The following is a 16,670-nucleotide window of genomic DNA, read 5'->3' as shown; positions in this document are numbered from 1 at the left end:
ACGAATCTCGGACACCACGAAGCCCTGTAGGCGCCGGCTTGCTGGCGATTCAGGCGCTGCGGTGTATCAGGTGGCAGCGCGTTATCGTTCATCGCCAGCAAGTCGGCTCCCACAAGCCGGTGTTTGCCTGGTGGGTACCGAGCGGTTCTACAGGAGGAGAACAATAAGAAATGCAGAACAACCATCTGAGTCGTCACGCCCAGCAGGTGCTCACCGTGACCCAGGGCAAGGCCCTGAGCGATGGGCCGGGCAGTGATCCGTCGATCGCCCGCTCCTGGCTGCGCTGCCTGGAGGACTACCACCTCGACCCCTCGTTGAGCATCGCGCCGACCGTGCTCGAACACGGCCGCCTGCTGGAAAGCCGCGAGCGCCTGCGCCAGGTGCTGCAGATCGCCGGCAACGAGATGACCAGCCTGCACCAGCAGTTGTCCGGAGCCGGGCATGCGGTGTTGCTGACCGATGCCCGCGGGGTGATCCTCAACTGTGTCACCGCCCCCGCCGAGCGCAAGATCTTCGAGCGTGCCGGACTCTGGCTCGGCGCGGACTGGAGCGAGGCCTGCGAGGGTACCAACGGTATCGGTACCTGCCTGGTGGAGCGCCAGGCACTGACCATTCACCAGGACGAGCACTTTCGCGGTCGCCACACCGGGCTGACCTGCTCGGCCAGCCCGGTGTTCGACCCCCAGGGCGAGCTGCTGGCGGTGCTGGATGTCTCCTCGGCCCGCCCGGACGTGTCCCGGCAGAGCCAGTTCCACACCATGGCGCTGGTGAACCTGTCGGCGAAGATGATCGAGAGCTGCTATTTCCTGCGGCATTACGACAAGCACTGGTTGCTGCGTTTTCACCTGCAGGCCGAGTCCGTTGGCCTGTTCAGCGAGGGGCTGCTGGCGTTCGACGGCGAAGGGCGGGTTTGCGCGGTCAACCAGAGTGCCCTGAACCTGCTCGGGTTCGGCCGTGGCAGTTTGCTCGGCCAGCCGGTGGAAGCGTTTTTCGACTGTTCGCTGGATGAGCTGCTCGGCCGGGCCAGCCCCCAGGCCAGCGCCAGCTGGCCATTGCGTACGCGTGACGGTCGTAGCCTGTTTGCGGTCCTGCGTGGCCAGCCTCGCAGCTTGCCCAGGCCGCTGGTACCGGCGACGGTGGCCGTCGAGCGATTGGCACGGGCGGACATCTGCCTGGACGACGAGACCCTGCAAAGTGATTTTCGCAAGGCCCTGCGGGTCTTCGAACGTGATGTGCCGCTGTTGGTCAACGGCGAGACCGGCTCGGGCAAGGAGGCGTTCGCCAAGGCGGTGCATCAGTCCAGCCAGCGCGCGGACAAGCCCTTCGTCGCCCTCAACTGTGCGGCGATCCCGGAGAGCCTGATCGAAAGCGAACTGTTCGGTTATCGCGGCGGCAGCTTTACCGGCGCGCGCAAGGACGGCATGCGGGGCAAGCTGCAACAGGCCGACGGCGGCACGCTGTTTCTCGACGAGATCGGCGATATGCCGCTGGCATTGCAGACTCGCCTGCTGAGGGTGCTGGAGGACCGGCAAGTGGTGCCGATCGGCGGCGAACCCGAGGCGGTCAACGTGCGGATCATCAGTGCGACTCACCGCCACCTGCTGGAGCGGGTGCAGGCGGGTGGTTTCCGCGAGGATTTGTATTACCGGCTCAACGGGCTGGAGATCGGCCTGCCGGCCTTGCGCGAGCGCAGCGACAAGTCCCGGTTGCTGGATTTCCTGCTGGCACAGGAGGCGGCCGGGCAGGTGGTCTCGATCGACGCTTCGGCACGCCAGGCGCTGCTGGATTTCGCCTGGCCGGGCAATGTCCGGCAGTTGCGCACGGTGCTGCGCACCCTGGTGGCGTTGTGTGAAGACGGGCGGATCGGAATGGCGGATCTGCCGGCGATGATTCGCCAGGTTCGTCCGCAGGTGGAGAAGGAGGGGCCTGAGCCGGCTGGTGCACACCCGCTGGAAGATGCCGAGCGCCTGGCCCTGCTCCATGCCCTGGAGCAGCAGCGTTGGCACATGACCAATACCGCCGGGCAACTGGGGGTCAGTCGCAATACCCTGTACAGAAAGCTGCGCAAGCACGGGATCGCCCGCTAGACGCGGGATTTGTGGCCACTTGATCGTTCCCACGCTCCACGTGGGAACGCAGCCCGTGACGCTCTGCGTCACAAGAGCGGACGCCGAGCGTCCTGGGAGGCATTCCCACGCGGAGCGTGGGAACGATCGAGGCACTGTTCCGGTCAGGTCAGACCCGGAAGTGACTGACCATCGTCTGCAACTGGCTGCCCAGGCGCGCCAGCTCGACGCTGGAAGCGGCCGTCTCGTCGCTCGCGGCAGCGGTCTGCTCGCAGACGTCGCGGACGCTGATGATGCTGCGGCTGATTTCCTCGGCCACCGCGCTCTGCTCTTCGGCCGCCGCGGCGATCTGCTGGTTCATCGACTGGATGTTCGACACCGTGCGGGTGATGTTCTCCAGCGAAGTTCCGGCCTTGCGGGTCAGCTCGACACTGCTGTCGGTCAGCGAGCGGCTGTTGTTCATCACGGTCGCCACCTGCTGGGTACCGCTCTGCAGGGCCGCCACCAGGCCTTCGATTTCCTCGGTGGACTTCTGGGTACGCTGGGCCAGGCCACGAACCTCGTCGGCAACCACGGCGAAACCACGACCGGCTTCACCGGCCCGGGCCGCTTCGATGGCGGCGTTGAGTGCCAGCAGGTTGGTCTGCTCGGCCACGGCCTTGATCACGTCCATGACGCTGCCGATCTTGTCGCTTTCCTGCTGCAGCACGGTCATGGCTTCGGTCGAGCGCACCACTTCCGTGGCCAGGCGTTCGATCTGGGCGATGGCTTCACCCACCACCCGGTCACCGGCACGGGCTTCGCTGTCCGCGGCGGAGGCGGCCTGCGAGGCTTCCTCGGCGTTGCGTGCGACTTCCTGAACGGTGGCGGTCATCTCGTGCATGGCGGTGGCCACCTGATCGGTCTCGACCTTCTGGCTGTTGGCCCCGGCACTGGTCTGGCCGGTGACCGCCGACAGCTCCTCGGCCGCGCTGGCGATCTGGGTCACGCCATCGCGGATCCCGCTGATCAGGTCGCGCAGCGTCGTGCCCATGCGCTGGATGCCCTGCTGCAGCACGCCCAGTTCGTCACGGCGGGTGACCACCAGGTTGTGCGTCAGATCGCCGGAAGCGATGCGCTCCACCACGCCCAGGGTTTCCTGGATCGGACGGGTGATCTGGCGGGTGATGATCACGGCGGCAAGGATGCCGACCAGCAGCGCGAGCAGCGTGCTGCCCAGTTGCAGGCTGCGGGCCTGGGCGCTTTCGCTGTCGCGGCGGTCCAGTTGGATCTGGTACAGCTGCTCGCTGAGCGCGACGATGCTGTTGCCCTGGTCGGTCATTTCCTTGCGGGCCTGCACCACATCGTTGTTGGCCGCCTTGTACGCCTGCACGGCGGTACGGTAGTTGGTCAGGCCGGTCTCCAGCTGCTGCAGTTCGTTCTGCTGGCTGCTGCTGAAATGCTGTGCCAATTGTTTGAGGCCGACAATCGCTTCATTCAGCTGGTTGACAGCCTTCTGTTCGGTCTCTGGGTTACTGTTGGCGGTGTAGCCACGCACTTCGTAACGGGTCAGCTGGAACTGTTCCTTGGCGCGGGTGATGGCCTCGAACCGTTCGAAGCGGTTTTCATCGCCGGGGGCCATCTGCAGCACGTTGTCGTGGAGGGTGGTGATCAGTTTCTGCACGACTTCGGCGGTGTCACCCATGCTCTGGCGCGCGCTGTTGCCGGTGCGGTAGGCCTCGCGCATCTTGTTCAGCGACTGCTGGTAGGCGCTGATGGTCGCCGCCTGCTCCTTGAGCAACTTGACGTTTTCCGGGCTCTTGAAGCTGTTGAGCAGTTTCTGCTGTTGGGCGATGAACGCGTCGAGGTTGACCTGGACGTTCTGCGCGGCGGTTTCATCGCCGTTGGTCAGCATGTATTGCAACCGGGCCACGCGCAGTTTGGTCAGCGAGGCGTTCAGTTGGGTGATGTCGCTCATCCAGTTGCTGCGGTCGATCAGACCGCCCAGGCTGGTCCAGCCGGTCAGCGCCAGGATCGTGGTAAGCGCCAGGACCAGGCCGAAGCCCAGGCCCAGTTTCAGATTGACGCTGATATTGCCAAACCAGCTATTCATTGAGTTCCTCCAGTAACAGGGTGTCGCTTGCTCGTCGGGTGGCTGGAAGGTGTTGTTATTGGCGCCAGCTGAATTTGTCCGTAGGGGTATATCGGCGGTGGGGCCGATAGCTGAAAGGTTTTTTCCCGGGAAGATGTTTCACGAAATGTAACCGCTTATCGGGGACCGCGTCCTACGCCGGTTTACGCTTCGTCGGGTTGTTTTACCTGGGCCGGGCCAGGTTCATGAATTGAGGAATTTTTCACATCCCTTTCACCGCAGCGCAACCTCCCCGAACCTAGGCTCTTTACCCGAATGAGCTGGAAGCAGGTCATGGAGCGGTCTTTGTCTGCGGCAGTGAAGCCCAATGCTCAGTTGTCATTTTTGCGCTGTAGCGTCGCCGACACTGCTTGCTCAACCGCCTTTGCCTCAGGGGCAGCCGAACGTGGAATCAAGACTGCCGTACAGCTGGGTGAAGCGCATATTCGAATTGAGTCGCCTCGCCAAATACCGCAATACCCTCGTGGTGCTGCTCGCTGCGCTGTTCGTCACGCCGGTGACGCTGGCGGTCCTGCGGCCAATGGCCGCTGTCGACCTGGCCCGCGCTGGCAACCACAGTGCGAAGGCGCTGAGTGCGGCCTGGGGCAGGGGTGACATGGTGGTGCTGGTGCGCCATGTCGAACGCTGCGATCGCTCCAATGCACAATGCCTGGCGGGGGCGGATGGTATCACCGATCGCGCCCGCGATGTGGCGGTGGGGCTCGGAGCCCGCTTCGAGCAGCTCGGCCTGGCCAAGGCCGACATCTACAACAGCCCGTTGACCCGGACGGTCCAGACCTCCACCTATATGTTCAACCAGGCCAGCAGTACCCAGGACTGGTTGTTCAAGTGCCGCAAGACCATGTTGCGCGACATTCGCCGCTACAAGGTCCCGGGGCGCAACCTGATCCTGGTCACCCACAGCGAATGCATGAGTGCACTGGAACAGTCGATGAATTTCTCCATGCCATCCCCGGGCTACGGCCTGTCGTTGTTCCTGACCGAGACTTCAGCCAGCAAGGCGCCGACGGTCATGGGCTACCTTGATGCCGCCGATTGGCAACGGGTGTTCAAGCCGTAGGAAAACGTTGGGCACTCTGTGGCGCAAGCCTCATGGCACTCGATGAGGCATTTGAGTTTGCCGCGATCCCCTTTACAGTACGCGCCCCCTGGGAAATGAATCCCGGGGTTTTTCCCATGGAGTTATCCCTTGAAATACGCGAGCAAGATCGCAGCTTCCCTGCTGTTCACCCTGGCCCTGGGCGGTTGCACCGGCACTGCGATGAAAACCCGGCAGTTGGACAGCAACCAGTACACCGTGATCGGTCACAGCGAAGCGACCGCGACCGGCATGTTGCTGTTCGGGGTGATCCCGATCCGCCAGAACGATCGTTTCGTTCGTGCCCAGACCGCAGCCATCCAGGCCAAGGGCGGTGACGCACTGATCAATACCCAGGTCCAGGAAAACTGGTTCTGGGCCTGGGTCCTGACCGGCTACACCACCAAGGTGTCCGGCGACGTGGTCAAGCTGAAGAATGCTCAGTAAGTACCCGCCCCAATAAAAAAACGGCGCTCCTGAAGCGCCGTTTTTTTATGACCGCAGCCTGGTGGCCTGGGTGGCTAATTCGCCTAGTCAACTTCGGCCCAAGGGTTTGAGCATCCGAATTAACCGTACAAACCGTAAAGGCCACTAGCGGGTGTAGAAGTAGTAGGTGCGCTTGCCGCCGATGGTGACGGTAGCCAGGACCTTGTGCGAGGCATCGGGTTCCTGGTTCTGGGCCACGGCGACATTGTCCGGCGACGCCTGCAGGAATGCATCCAGTTGCTCCTGGGTCTGCACCACATCCTGTTGGCGCTGGGTGTAGAACACCGTCGAGGCCAGGCGTTCGTCCGGTTGGAACAGTGCGATCCGCTTGCCGCTGGCCTGCAGCGCGATGACCTGGTCGGTCACCGGTTTGAACGAGGTGTTACGGTCGGCCAGGGGCGCGCGCCAGGCGGCGACCAGGTAGCCACAGACCACGATGGCCAGCAGCGCGGCGGCCAGGGGGCGGCGCTTGTCGACCAGTTGGCGACTGAACGTCGACGTGGCGGAGCGGCAGCGCAGCCAGTCGAGAATCACCGCGCTGTATTCGGCGGCGATGATGGCAGCGGCCGGAGCCATGGACACCATGTACACCATGCGCTTGCTCGAGGCCAGGGTCAGCAGGGTGAACTGCGCCAGCAGCCAGATGCTGGCAAACAGCAGGTGGCGCTTGCGCATCAGGTCCTTGCGCAGGTGCCAGAGGCCCAGGTAGACCAGCAGGTTCCACGGCAGGAACGCCTCCGGCAACTTGGTGAAGTAATAGTAGAAGGGCTCGTAGTGGCCGGCGGCGGTGAAGGAGCCACTGAAGCGGCCGACACTGTTGGCCCACAGGACTTCCCTGACCGCATCCGAGCCGCCTTGCCCGTACAGCAGCTTCAGCCAGATCAGCAGCGGGATCAGCCCGGCCAGGGTGAACAGTGCCGGGCGCAGCCAGCTGCCGAGGGTGAAGCGCCTGTCGGCCAGGCTTTCACCGACCAGGTAGAAGAAAATCACCACGCCGGGCAGGGCCAGGCCCAGCACGCCCTTGGTCAGGGGCGCGATGGCGATGCCGACCATGAACACCAGCCAGCCCCCGAGGGTGCCGGCCTGGCGCTTGCGCTGTTCATGGGCGTGGAAGAAGGCGAACAGTGCCAGCGACACGCCGAGGCTGAGAATCGCATCTTCACCGACCTGGCGGGCGTTGCCCAGGTAGCTGGCCATGGTCATCAGCATCGCGGCAGCGGCCCAGGCGAGCAGGGTTGGCCGACCGATCTTGCGCATGAAACCGTAGAGTGCGAGCACCGTGAGCAGGCCGGCGAACGCCGAGGCCAGCCGCACCGCCAGCGGCGTGCCGCCCAGCAGCTTGATCGCCGTGGCGTCGAGCCAGAGGCTCAGCGGGGGTTTTTCCAGGAACGGGTCACCCAGCAGGCGTGGAGTGATCCAGTCGTTGTTCAGGTGCATTTCCATGGCGATCCCGGCAACCCGGGATTCGGTGGAGCCTTGCAGCTCGTGGTTACCGAGGGCAAAGAAGAAAACGAGACAGCCAAGCAGCAACAGCAGGAGGACGGGACGTGTTGTTCGCATGGAAATACCGGCGCAATGAAGCTCAGCCCTGGGGCAAGCAGATAACCCGGCACTATACGGAGAAAGATCTTAAGAAATTGTGAATGACTGTGTGCCAATTGGGCGGTGATGGTGAGCGGTGGCGAGCGAGCCCGCCACCGATGCTCCGGGTCAGTCGCCCAGGGCTTCCCCTTCGCGCCGCGGATCGGCGCCACCGGCCCAGGAGCTACGCCCTTGAGCGTCGCGTACCCGCATGATCGCCTGGGTTCCGCTGGTCATTTCCAGCTCGTTGAGCGCATGCCCCTGCTTCTTCAGGGTTTCGACCAGCGCTGCCGAGAACAAACCGGGTTCCAGTTCGGTCGGGCCGTTGCGGCTGCCGAAGTTGGGCAGGTTGATCGCCGCTTGCGGATCGAGGTTCCAGTCCAGCAGGCCGACCAGGGTCTTGGCCACATACTCGATGATCTGCGAGCCACCTGGCGAGCCGACGGTACCGAGGAACTCGCCGTTCTGGCGGTCGAACACCAGGGTGGGGGCCATCGATGAGCGCGGGCGCTTGCCCGGTTCGACGCGGTTGGCCACCGGCTTGCCGTTCTCGCTGGGAATGAAGGAGAAGTCGGTCAACTGGTTGTTGAGGATGAAACCCTCGACCATCAGGTGCGAACCGAACGAGCTTTCCACCGTGGTGGTCATGGACACGGCGCCACCCTGGTCATCCACGGCAACGATCTGCGAGGTGGAGATGCGCATGGGCGAGCGATCCGGGGCGAGAGCGACCGTCAGGCCGGCCGGTACCCCGGGTTCGGCCTTGCCCAGGCTGCGTTCGCCGATCAGCCGGGCCCGTTCGGCCTGGTAGGCGGGGTCGATCAGGCCGGCCACCGGTACCGGGACGAAATCGCTGTCGGCCACGTACAGGCCACGGTCGGCGTAGGCCAGTCGCTCGGCTTCGGCGATCAGGTGCACGGCCTCGGGACGAGGCTCCAGGCTGGCGGCCGTCGCGGTTTTCAGGGGCGGCAGTGCCGCTAGCGCCCAGCGCTTGTCGCGGGCTTCGAGTGCCTGCAGGGTGCCGAAGATCTGCGCGATGGCGATCGCGCCGGACGACGGCGGTGGCATGCCGCAGAGTTTCCATTGCTTGTAGTCGGAGCAGATCGGCGTGCGTTCCTTGGCCTGGTAGCCCTGCAGGTCGGCCAGCGACAGGCTGCCGGGGTTGCTGCTGCCATTGACGGCTGTGACGATTTCTTCGGCGATGCGGCCTTTGTACAGGGCATCGCTGCCTTCCTTGGCGATGCGCTTGAGCACGGCGGCCAGTGCCGGGTTCTTCAGCGTCGTGCCGACTGCTTTCGGGCGACCGTCAGGGTCCAGGAAGTAGGCGGCCATGGCCGGTGACTTCGGCAGGAACGGGCTGGCGGCAATCTGCTTGTGCAGGCGTGGTGAAATCGGAAAACCCTGTTCGGCCAGGCGGATCGCCGGCTCGAACAGTTGTGCCCAGGGCAGTCGACCGTTGCTGCGATGGGCCAGCTCCAGGGCACGCATCACACCGGGCGTGCCGACCGAACGGCCGCCGATCTGCGCCTGGGTGAAGGCCATCGGCGTTCCATCGGCATTCAGGAACAGCTTTTCGCTGGCGCCGGCCGGCGCGGTTTCGCGGCCGTCGTAGGCGTGCACCTGCTTACCGTCCCAGACCATGATGAAGGCACCGCCGCCGATCCCGGTGGCCTGTGGTTCGACCAGCGTCAGCACGGCCTGCATCGCGATGGCGGCGTCCACGGCGGAGCCGCCCTGGCGCAGGATTTCCCGGCCGGCCTCGGCAGCCAGCGGGTTGGCGGCGGCGGCCATATGCCTGCTGGCGTGTTGGGTGAGCATGCCGCTGCGATAGCCCGTGGCGATCTCCGGGGCATCGGGCAGAGGCGCGGCATGACTGCAGACGCTGAACAGGGCCAGCGACAGGGCGAGCGTCAGGGTACGAAGGGAGTGGGGGCGGGAAGTGATTCTGGAGTGCACTGCGTAGGCTCCTACCTTGGACTGAGGGGGGACTATAGAGCGAGCCAGGAGCCGGGGACAGCCCAGCGCTCTTTATCGAGAAGCATTCCCAGTCACTCGGCTTCTGCGCCTTCGTTCAGGGAGCATTCAGTGCCACGAAAGGCACCATGTGGGTTTGCCCGCCCACCCTGTCGCTGCGGATGAGTCGTACACCGATGCTTCACGAAAAACGCCTTGGCCTTGAATCGCTATCGATCTTCCTGATCGCCCTGTTGCTCTTCACCCTTGGAATCTGGGACCAGACGGCCCAGGGCTTCGACGGGCGCTGGTGGTTGTTCCTTGAGGAAATGTACCGTCATGGCCCGGGCTTCTTCGCCACGACCTATGGCGAGCCCTATCCCGACTACCCGGGCACCGCGACCTTCCTGAGCTACCTGTTCGCCCGGCTGTTCGGTGCACCGAACCACCTGGCCAATATCATGCCCACGGCGCTGGCCTCGGCGGGTGTACTGGCGATGGTCTACCGGTTGCTGGCGCCGTCCGGTCGCACCTGGGCCTTGTTGACCGTGCTGCTCACCGCGCTGACGACGCAACTGCTCGAGAAGTCCCGTTCGGTGTGCCTGGACCAGATGACGTCGCTGCTGTGCCTGGCCTGTTTCTACCTGCTGCACACTGGCGAGCGATTGGGATCGAGGCTGCGTCACTCTGCGGTGTTGACGTTGTTCGTGCTGGGTTTTGTCATTCGCGGGCCTTTGGGATTGATCGAGGTCTGCGGCGTGGCCTGTGTCTACTGGGCGATGGGAGTTTCCCGGTCGCGGGCCGACACGCTGCAGATCGTGCGCCGGGTGTTGGGCTACGGCGTGGCCGGCCTGCTGTTGCTGGCGGCCTGCTGGTGGGGGCTGATGAGCCTGGCCCGCCTGACGGCTGGCGAGGATTTCGCCCGGCAGGTCTACACCATGCAGATCGGTGGCCGCCTGGGTGAAAGCGGCGAGCCGTTCTTCTTCTACTTCCAGCTCAGCCTCTACCGCTACTTCCCGGTGGTGCCGCTGGCGCTGGCAACGCTGGTCGCGCTACGGCACAAATGGTCGCAGCGTGGGCACGACGACCAGGTGCAACTGGTCCTGCGGCTGGGGGCCTGTGGCCTGATGATCCTGCTGGGCTTGTCGGTCCCGCACTTCAAGCGTGCCTACTACATCCTGCCGATGGTGCCGATGTTTGCGGCAGTGGCAGCCTTTGGGCTGCTGAACGCGCAAGGTTGGCTGGTGGGTGTGCGGCGTGTCTACACCGCACTGGTGGCGTTGTTGCCGGGGCTCGGAACAGTCGTGGTGTTTGTCCTGCGTCACTCCTGGCTCAAGCATGGGTTCTGGCCGCAGGTGTCGGTGCCACTGCTGGTTGGCGTGCTGTTGGTGCTGCAGGTGATCGCGGCCTATCTCTGGCTGGGGAAAGCCGCCGGGTCGGGGCGGCGCCTCGTGCTGCTCAGCCTGATCGCCCTGGCGGCCCAGTGGTTGCTGCTGGTGAAGGTGGTCGAGCCGGCCAAGGACCTCGAGTTCGACACCCGCGGCTTTGTCGGCCCGGTGGAGCACCTGCGTGCGGCGAACCCGGGTCCGCTGGTGTTCCTCAACCTGGGGCAGGATACCTGGGCGGTCCGCTACATGATGAACCTGGATCACGACGAGAAGCCGCTGTTCATCGCCGGCAAGGATGCCGCCAGCCTGGACTCGCTGCCACGTCCGGCCTGGGTGATCCTGTCGCGCAAGGAGAGTGGCCTGCTGGTGGGCACCTCGCTGGAGAAGGCGGAGCCGGCGTTCGAAGGGCGCTTCAACGGCAATCCCTGCCTGGTGTTCGAGCTGAAGTAAGGGGCTGGAGGGGAGGGTCTTCGTTCAAATAGTGCTCGCCAAGGCCAGGGCATGGAGCTTTAATCGGGTCCGATTCCATTCAATCCGATTCGAGGTGACGAGCCCATGACGCAAGCAAACAACCTGGTCAGTTTCAAACGTCCGGACGGTCGCGAAGTCAGCGGCTACCTGGCCCGCCCGGCCAAGCTGGAAGGCGCCCCGGCCATCGTGGTCATCCAGGAGTGGTGGGGCCTCAACGACCAGATCCGTGGCGTGGCTGATCGTCTGGCGGCCAGCGGGTACCTGGCACTGGTGCCGGACCTGTACCGTGGCGAGTCCACGGTGGAAGAGGAAGAAGCCCATCACCTGATGAGCAAGCTCGATTTCGCCGAAGCGGTTGCCCAGGACATTCGCGGTGCCGTGCAGTACCTGGGTGGCTACACGAAGAACATCGGCGTGACCGGTTTCTGCATGGGCGGTGCACTGACCCTGCTGTCGCTCAACGCGATTCCGGAACTGACGGCCGGCGTGGTCTGGTACGGTTTTCCACCGCTGGAGTACCTCGACGCCTCGGCGATCAAGGCGCCGCTGCTCGGCCACTGGGGCACCCAGGACCTGTTCTTCGCGATCGAAACCGTCGATGCGCTGGAGGCCAAGCTGCATGAGGCCGGCGTCGATGCGACCTTCCACCGCTACCTGGCGCACCATGCCTTCGCCAACGAAACGGCCGTGGGCACGGGTCGTATCGCCGGCACCCAGTTCGACCCGGTCTGGTCGCAGTTGGCCTGGGACCGCACCCTGACATTCTTCGGCAAGACCCTCTGGCAGAACTGATCCCTTGCCACTGATCGTTCCCACGCTCAGCGTGGGAACGATCGGTGTAGGGTGGGGAAGTGTTCTGGGGGTGTCAGTACGCTGGCACTCAGTTAGATCCGTTCTGGTGACGCGGAGCGTCAGGGGCTGCATTCCCACGCGGAGCGTGGGAACGATCGGTGTAGGGTGGGGAAGTGTTCTGGGGGTGTCAGTACGCTAGCACTCAGTTAGATCCGGTCTGGTCGCAGCTGGCGTGGGACCGCCCCCTGACTTTCTTCGGCAAGCCCCTCTGGCAGAACTGATCCCTTGCCACTGATCGTTCCCACGCTCCGCGTGGGAACGCCTCCCAGGCCGCTCGGCGTCCGCTCTGGTGACGCGGAGCGTCAGGGGCTGCATTCCCACGCGGAGCGTGGGAACGATCAGAGTAGGGCGGGGAGGCGCTCGGGGTTTGTCAATACGCCCGCACCCAGCGCACCCGGGTCGTCGCCTGGGTCGAGGTGCCGCCGCTGCCCGTGCCGGGTGTCGACGGGTTGGTGATGGTCTGGTCACTGGTCACCGACGAAACGTCGATGGCGATGCCACCCTGGGAAATGGTGGTCGGGCTGGGGCTGTTGTTGCCGGTGGTGAGCGAGCCCTTGATGTTGGTGGTGGCCCCCGAGGTGCTGACCAGGCCGCCGAGGATCACGTTGCCGTAGAGCGTCCAGCCGCTGGTGGACAGGCCACCGTTGGCCTCGATCGCGATGTTGCCGATCGGCAGGCCGCTGTGGGTCACGTTGGACGAGTCGGTCCAGGTGGCCAGGGCCGGTGGCGTGGCGCTCTTGTTGCACAGGTTGGTCGGGTAGAACGAGCCTGTGCACAGGTTCGAGTAGCCGGAGAAGTTCGGCGAGTACAGCGGCACCATGCCGCTGCTGGTCAGGGTCACGTCACCGGTGGTCAGCACGGTGTTGGTCAGGCGACTCATGCTCTGCACGCCGTTGAAGGTCACGCTGCCGTCGAACCACAACACCCCGGGCGGGAATGCGGTGATGCCGGTCAGGTTCCAGCCGTTGCCTGGCGTCGCACCGTTGCCGCAGGTGCTGTTGCCGTAGTTGCAGATCATGAAGTTGCTGCCCAGCAGGGTACGCAGGTCGGTGGTCGCCAGGTTGTAGGGGCCGGCGGAAACCGTGGTGCCCGCGGCGGTCTTGACGTTCTGGATGGTCAGCATCGGGGTGTTCCCGGAGAACGAGAACACGTAGTTGGCCTGGCTTTTCAGCGGCGCCACATCCACTGCCGTGGCGGTGATGTTGCAGTACGGCACGCCGGGCAGGCCGGGTGAGGCACCGGCGACGTTCGGTGTCAGGTTGGCGATGGTGTTGCCGGTGTAGACCGTGCCGTCCTGGTTGAGCACCCTGCCGGCGATCTGGCTGGCGGTGCTGAACGTCGGCGTGTTCCATTGCGTCACCTTGAGGTTGCCGCCACCCTGGAACTTGCCGACGTTGGCGGTGAGGATCGAGACATCGCTGTTGGCCTTGAGCAGGTTGTAGGTACCGCTGAAACCCTGCATTGTCAGGGCATCGCCCCAGAAGGTGCCGACGGTGCCGGTCTGGAAGATGACGTCTCCTCCATAGATCGAGTTGTAGCTCAACGAGATGCTGGCGGGCAGGGTGCCGGTGCCGGAGATCAGTTGCGCACCGCTGGTGCTGATCGCCCCCGCCGACCGCGTGGCCTTGCTCAGGTCAAGGGTGTAGATCGCGCCGGAGGTCAGGGTGATCAGCGCGGTGCCGGTGCTGGCGGCGGTGATCGAGTTGTCGCTGTTCTTCGTGCCGCCGGCCAGCGCGGTACCGATGGTCGAGCTGCCCGACAGCACGTTGGCCTTGAAGGCACCGGCCTGGATCGCCACGTAGCTGCCGCCCGATTGCTGGATGTTGATGGACTTGGCGCCCACCGTCAGATTGACCGGTGTGCTGCTTGAGCTCAGCTTGAATGTCCCCTCGGTATTCAATGTCGCGTTGTCCGCGATGCCTCCGCCGCTGAGGGTGATACCACCCTTGGCGCACCCGGAGACATAGGCCTTGGAACCGCTCGAGATGCTCAATATGCCGTTGACGACGATGTTTGCCAGGGTCGTGCCGTTGGTGATCGACAGGCTGCCACCGGTATAGCTGAAGTCACCGTTGAACTGCAGCGCCGGTGGCAGCGGGCCGCCCGTCGTTGGCGCCGTGGTGCTGGCCGGGGTCAGCACATAGACTACCTGCAGGGTGTTGGAGGCGAGGTTGCTCTTGGCGGTGATGGTCGCTGTGACCAGGGTACTGCCGCCACTGGGAACCTTGGAGTTGATCTGGGCCGTGAGCTTGGGGTCGCTGATCGGCAGGTTGCCGACGGTGACATTGGCCAGGGTGCTGTCCTGGGTCAGTTGCCCCTGCAGGTACAGACGCACCCATTCCACGCCACTCCAGACCCGCGACTCCGCTGGCGAGGCGGCGTGGGCCGCCATCTGTTGCTGCTGGGCGCCGCCGATGCCGTACATCATGCTCAGCGCGGTGACGCTCAGGGCCATGCCGACGAACAGGATCATCAGGGTAGCGGCCATGCCGCGCTGGGAAGCGCGCGTCGAACGGGAAAACGCGGGTGCAGGCATCGGGCGCTCGGTCAGGAAGTGGGTTTTTCGAAGTTGATCAGGCAGGCCGTCGCCTTGCTTTTCACATACGCCGGCTGTGGGTCGGTGCTGTTGGGATCGAGCGTGCTGTTGTTGGCCGTGAGGCTGACTTGCAACCGATACGCGGTATTGGTGGTGTCGGTGGTCCGGCCGTAGGGCCAGCAGGTGGCGAAACCGACCGCCAGTGATGCATTGCCCTGGCCGCTTTCGATCAGCGTGGTGCTGGTCCAGGTGGTGCTGCCCCATTGCGTCGACGCCTGGGTGCAACTGACCGCCGCCTTGAGGCTGAGCAGGGCGCCGTTGCTGATCAGCAAGCCGGCGCAACTGGCGGTCGCGGTGGAGCTGGTCTGGTAGGACCAGACGATCGCGTTGCCGCTGATGCCGTTCGGTGCCGTGCTGGTCAGGGTCGGGAAGCTGGTCTGGGCGGTGGCGGTACCGGTCAGGGTACCGTTGCTCAGCAGCGCGCCGGACAGCAGGATGAAATTGTTGTCGATGTCGGAGGTGGCCCGCGCCGTGGCGCTGCCGCTCCAGAATCCGGCGTTCATCAGCTCGCGCTGTGCGGTGATCAGCGCCGAGGCCACCTGGCCGTCCTGGCGGGAACTCTGGACCGACGCCAGCGAGTTGTAGACCACGTTCTTGTACAGCGCGAGCATGGCCAGGATGCTGATCAGGGAAATGGTCGTGCCGACGAGCAGGCTGATCAGCGTGAAGCCGCGCTGCGGGCGGTTCAAGATTCGTCTCCGACCCGAATGACGCCGCCAAACAGGCTGCTGTCCTGGGAACGGGTGGTGAGCACCACCGAGCTTTGCGGCGTGCCGCCGGTGATCGTGCTGGTGCCGACGGTGACGGCCGATGCGCTGGTGCAGGTGGCAGTGATCGGTAAGGGGTCAGTCTGAGTCGGGATGGAGATGGTGATCGAACTTTTCGAGCACAGCAGCGCACCATTCTGCTCCAGCAGGCTGCGCATCTGGTTGACCACGATGTTCTGCAACTTCATGTCGCGCTGGCTGACCGCCGCCCGCGACGAGGCATAGGTGATGCCCAGGCCGATGGTCGACATCAGCAGGATGCCGATCAATGATTCGAGCAAGACATCGCCGCGTTGGCGCGCCGGCAATTTATATGAGCGGGACATCGACTGAACTCTCGCTGCCCGCCGTGACCTGCAGTGTGCCGGTGGTGCAGGTGCTGCCGCTGACCGCCAGGCCGCGGTTGCTGAAGGCGACACAGGCCATGTCGACACCCGCGACCTTGATCCCCGCGACGGCCGGAATCGGTGTGCTCCAGAGTGGCTGGCTGGTTGCGGTGCAGTCGATGGACTGCCCGGTGTTGAGGCTGAACAGCTTCAGGCTTTGCCCGGAGCGGCAGAGTACGGCGGCAGGTGCGTTGTCCTGCACGGCGCCCTGGTTGCGCAGCGCCGTCGCCTTGGCCCGGCTGATCCCCTGCTTGAGCAGCCCGGCGGCATCGCGCTGGTAGCTGCTGTTGGTCCAGGACTGGGTCAGGGGTACGCCCACGAACAAGATGAGGCCGAGCAGGGTGATGGTGATCATCAATTCGATGAGGGTGAATCCGCGGCAGCGCATTACAACCAGCCATTACTACTGTTGTAAGGGTCACATGAGCTGATGCTTCGGCTGTTGCTCTGGTCCAGGCTGATGGTGCAACCGTTGAGCGCACCGCCGTTGCCGGTCGCGGTCACGGTGTAGGTGGTCGAAGTGGAACTGAGCGAGTAGTTGAACTTGCTCGACTGGCTAGGCTGCCAGCCCGAAGACGGGTTGCTGGTACAGGACGATGGGTTGCCTGTCAGTACGCACTGTATCTGGGTGCTACCACTGGCTGTGGCGGTCGGATACACCAGTTGTTTCTGATAGGTGTTTTCCAGGTTCAGGCTCAAGGCCACCAGGTCGGACTGAGCCGCCTTGATCGTGCTCTTGTTGACGTAGCTGCTGTAGGCCGGAACCGCGATGGCGGCCAGGATGGCGACCACGACGACGCTGACCATCAGTTCCACCAGGGTGAAACCCGACTGTGCTGGATTGTGCTTCATGGATGTTTGACCGATGTGTTCCGGGGACCCCGTGGGCGCGGCGCATTATGCCACTATTGCGTA

Annotated in this window: 12 protein-coding genes and 2 pseudogenes; 5 read left to right on the top strand and 9 right to left on the bottom strand. The window is 64.3% G+C overall.

Translation table 11 applies throughout. The features are described 5' to 3' along the window. Positions 1 to 170 precede the first annotated feature (170 nt). Entirely contained in the window at positions 171 to 2,087 is a 1,917-nt protein-coding gene (locus tag HU752_RS28955) for a sigma-54-dependent Fis family transcriptional regulator (RefSeq protein ID WP_186683058.1), read from the top strand. 148 nt (positions 2,088 to 2,235) lie between these two features. Here HU752_RS28955 and HU752_RS32330 read toward each other — a convergent pair. Both HU752_RS32330 and HU752_RS32325 read right to left on the bottom strand, forming a co-directional pair. Further along, positions 2,236 to 2,832: pseudogene (locus HU752_RS32330) on the bottom strand (methyl-accepting chemotaxis protein); the annotation flags it as partial. A gap of 306 nt (positions 2,833 to 3,138) precedes the next feature. Further along, positions 3,139 to 4,158, bottom strand: a pseudogene (locus HU752_RS32325) (methyl-accepting chemotaxis protein); the annotation flags it as partial. A 424-nt stretch (positions 4,159 to 4,582) separates the two neighbouring features. On the opposite strand from HU752_RS32325, the gene pmrG reads away from it, so the two are divergent. Then, positions 4,583 to 5,257 carry a lipopolysaccharide core heptose(II)-phosphate phosphatase PmrG gene (gene pmrG, locus HU752_RS28945; RefSeq protein WP_437182302.1) on the top strand — a complete coding sequence of 225 codons (675 nt, stop codon included), beginning with the start codon at positions 4,583 to 4,585 and terminating at the stop codon, positions 5,255 to 5,257. A 129-nt stretch (positions 5,258 to 5,386) separates the two neighbouring features. Beyond that, positions 5,387 to 5,722, top strand: a complete 336-nt coding sequence (locus HU752_RS28940) for a hypothetical protein (protein ID WP_186683054.1) — start codon at positions 5,387 to 5,389, stop codon at positions 5,720 to 5,722. A 144-nt stretch (positions 5,723 to 5,866) separates the two neighbouring features. Here the strand turns inward: HU752_RS28940 and HU752_RS28935 are convergent, their stop codons facing one another. After that, positions 5,867 to 7,321 carry an ArnT family glycosyltransferase gene (locus tag HU752_RS28935; protein WP_186683052.1) on the bottom strand — a complete coding sequence of 485 codons (1,455 nt, stop codon included), beginning with the start codon at positions 7,319 to 7,321 and terminating at the stop codon, positions 5,867 to 5,869. A gap of 150 nt (positions 7,322 to 7,471) precedes the next feature. Further along, a complete protein-coding gene (ggt, locus tag HU752_RS28930; protein ID WP_186683050.1) occupies positions 7,472 to 9,298 on the bottom strand; it encodes a gamma-glutamyltransferase in 1,827 nt (608 codons plus the stop codon). A gap of 194 nt (positions 9,299 to 9,492) precedes the next feature. Here ggt and HU752_RS28925 point away from each other — a divergent pair, with 194 nt between their 5' ends. Then, a complete protein-coding gene (locus tag HU752_RS28925) occupies positions 9,493 to 11,133 on the top strand; it encodes a glycosyltransferase family protein (protein WP_186683048.1) in 1,641 nt (546 codons plus the stop codon). Positions 11,134 to 11,238: 105 nt separating this feature from the next. Then, entirely contained in the window at positions 11,239 to 11,946 is a 708-nt protein-coding gene (locus tag HU752_RS28920; protein ID WP_186683046.1) for a dienelactone hydrolase family protein, read from the top strand. Between the two features lie 430 nt (positions 11,947 to 12,376). Here the strand turns inward: HU752_RS28920 and HU752_RS28915 are convergent, their stop codons facing one another. The 5 genes from HU752_RS28915 to HU752_RS28895 are packed head-to-tail and all read right to left on the bottom strand — an operon-like array spanning position 12,377 to position 16,607. Further along, positions 12,377 to 14,542 carry a hypothetical protein gene (locus HU752_RS28915; RefSeq protein WP_186683044.1) on the bottom strand — a complete coding sequence of 722 codons (2,166 nt, stop codon included), beginning with the start codon at positions 14,540 to 14,542 and terminating at the stop codon, positions 12,377 to 12,379. 11 nt (positions 14,543 to 14,553) lie between these two features. Further along, complete coding sequence (locus HU752_RS28910; protein WP_186683042.1) at positions 14,554 to 15,291, bottom strand: PilW family protein; 738 nt, start codon at positions 15,289 to 15,291, stop codon at positions 14,554 to 14,556. After that, a complete protein-coding gene (locus tag HU752_RS28905) occupies positions 15,288 to 15,695 on the bottom strand; it encodes a hypothetical protein (RefSeq protein ID WP_186683040.1) in 408 nt (135 codons plus the stop codon). The genes HU752_RS28910 and HU752_RS28905 overlap by 4 nt, the downstream gene beginning before the upstream one ends. After that, entirely contained in the window at positions 15,679 to 16,143 is a 465-nt protein-coding gene (locus HU752_RS28900) for a pilus assembly FimT family protein (protein ID WP_186683038.1), read from the bottom strand. Before HU752_RS28900 ends, HU752_RS28905 begins: the two co-directional genes overlap by 17 nt. Further along, positions 16,143 to 16,607, bottom strand: coding sequence for a type IV pilin protein (locus HU752_RS28895; protein ID WP_186683036.1), 465 nt, complete (start codon positions 16,605 to 16,607; stop codon positions 16,143 to 16,145). The genes HU752_RS28900 and HU752_RS28895 overlap by 1 nt, the downstream gene beginning before the upstream one ends. Positions 16,608 to 16,670: the final 63 nt, after the last annotated feature.

The organism is Pseudomonas vanderleydeniana, from assembly GCF_014268755.2.
Lineage (GTDB): Bacteria > Pseudomonadota > Gammaproteobacteria > Pseudomonadales > Pseudomonadaceae > Aquipseudomonas > Aquipseudomonas vanderleydeniana.
Note: the sequence above shows the minus strand (reverse complement) of the source record. Positions and strands in the feature narration are given on the sequence as shown.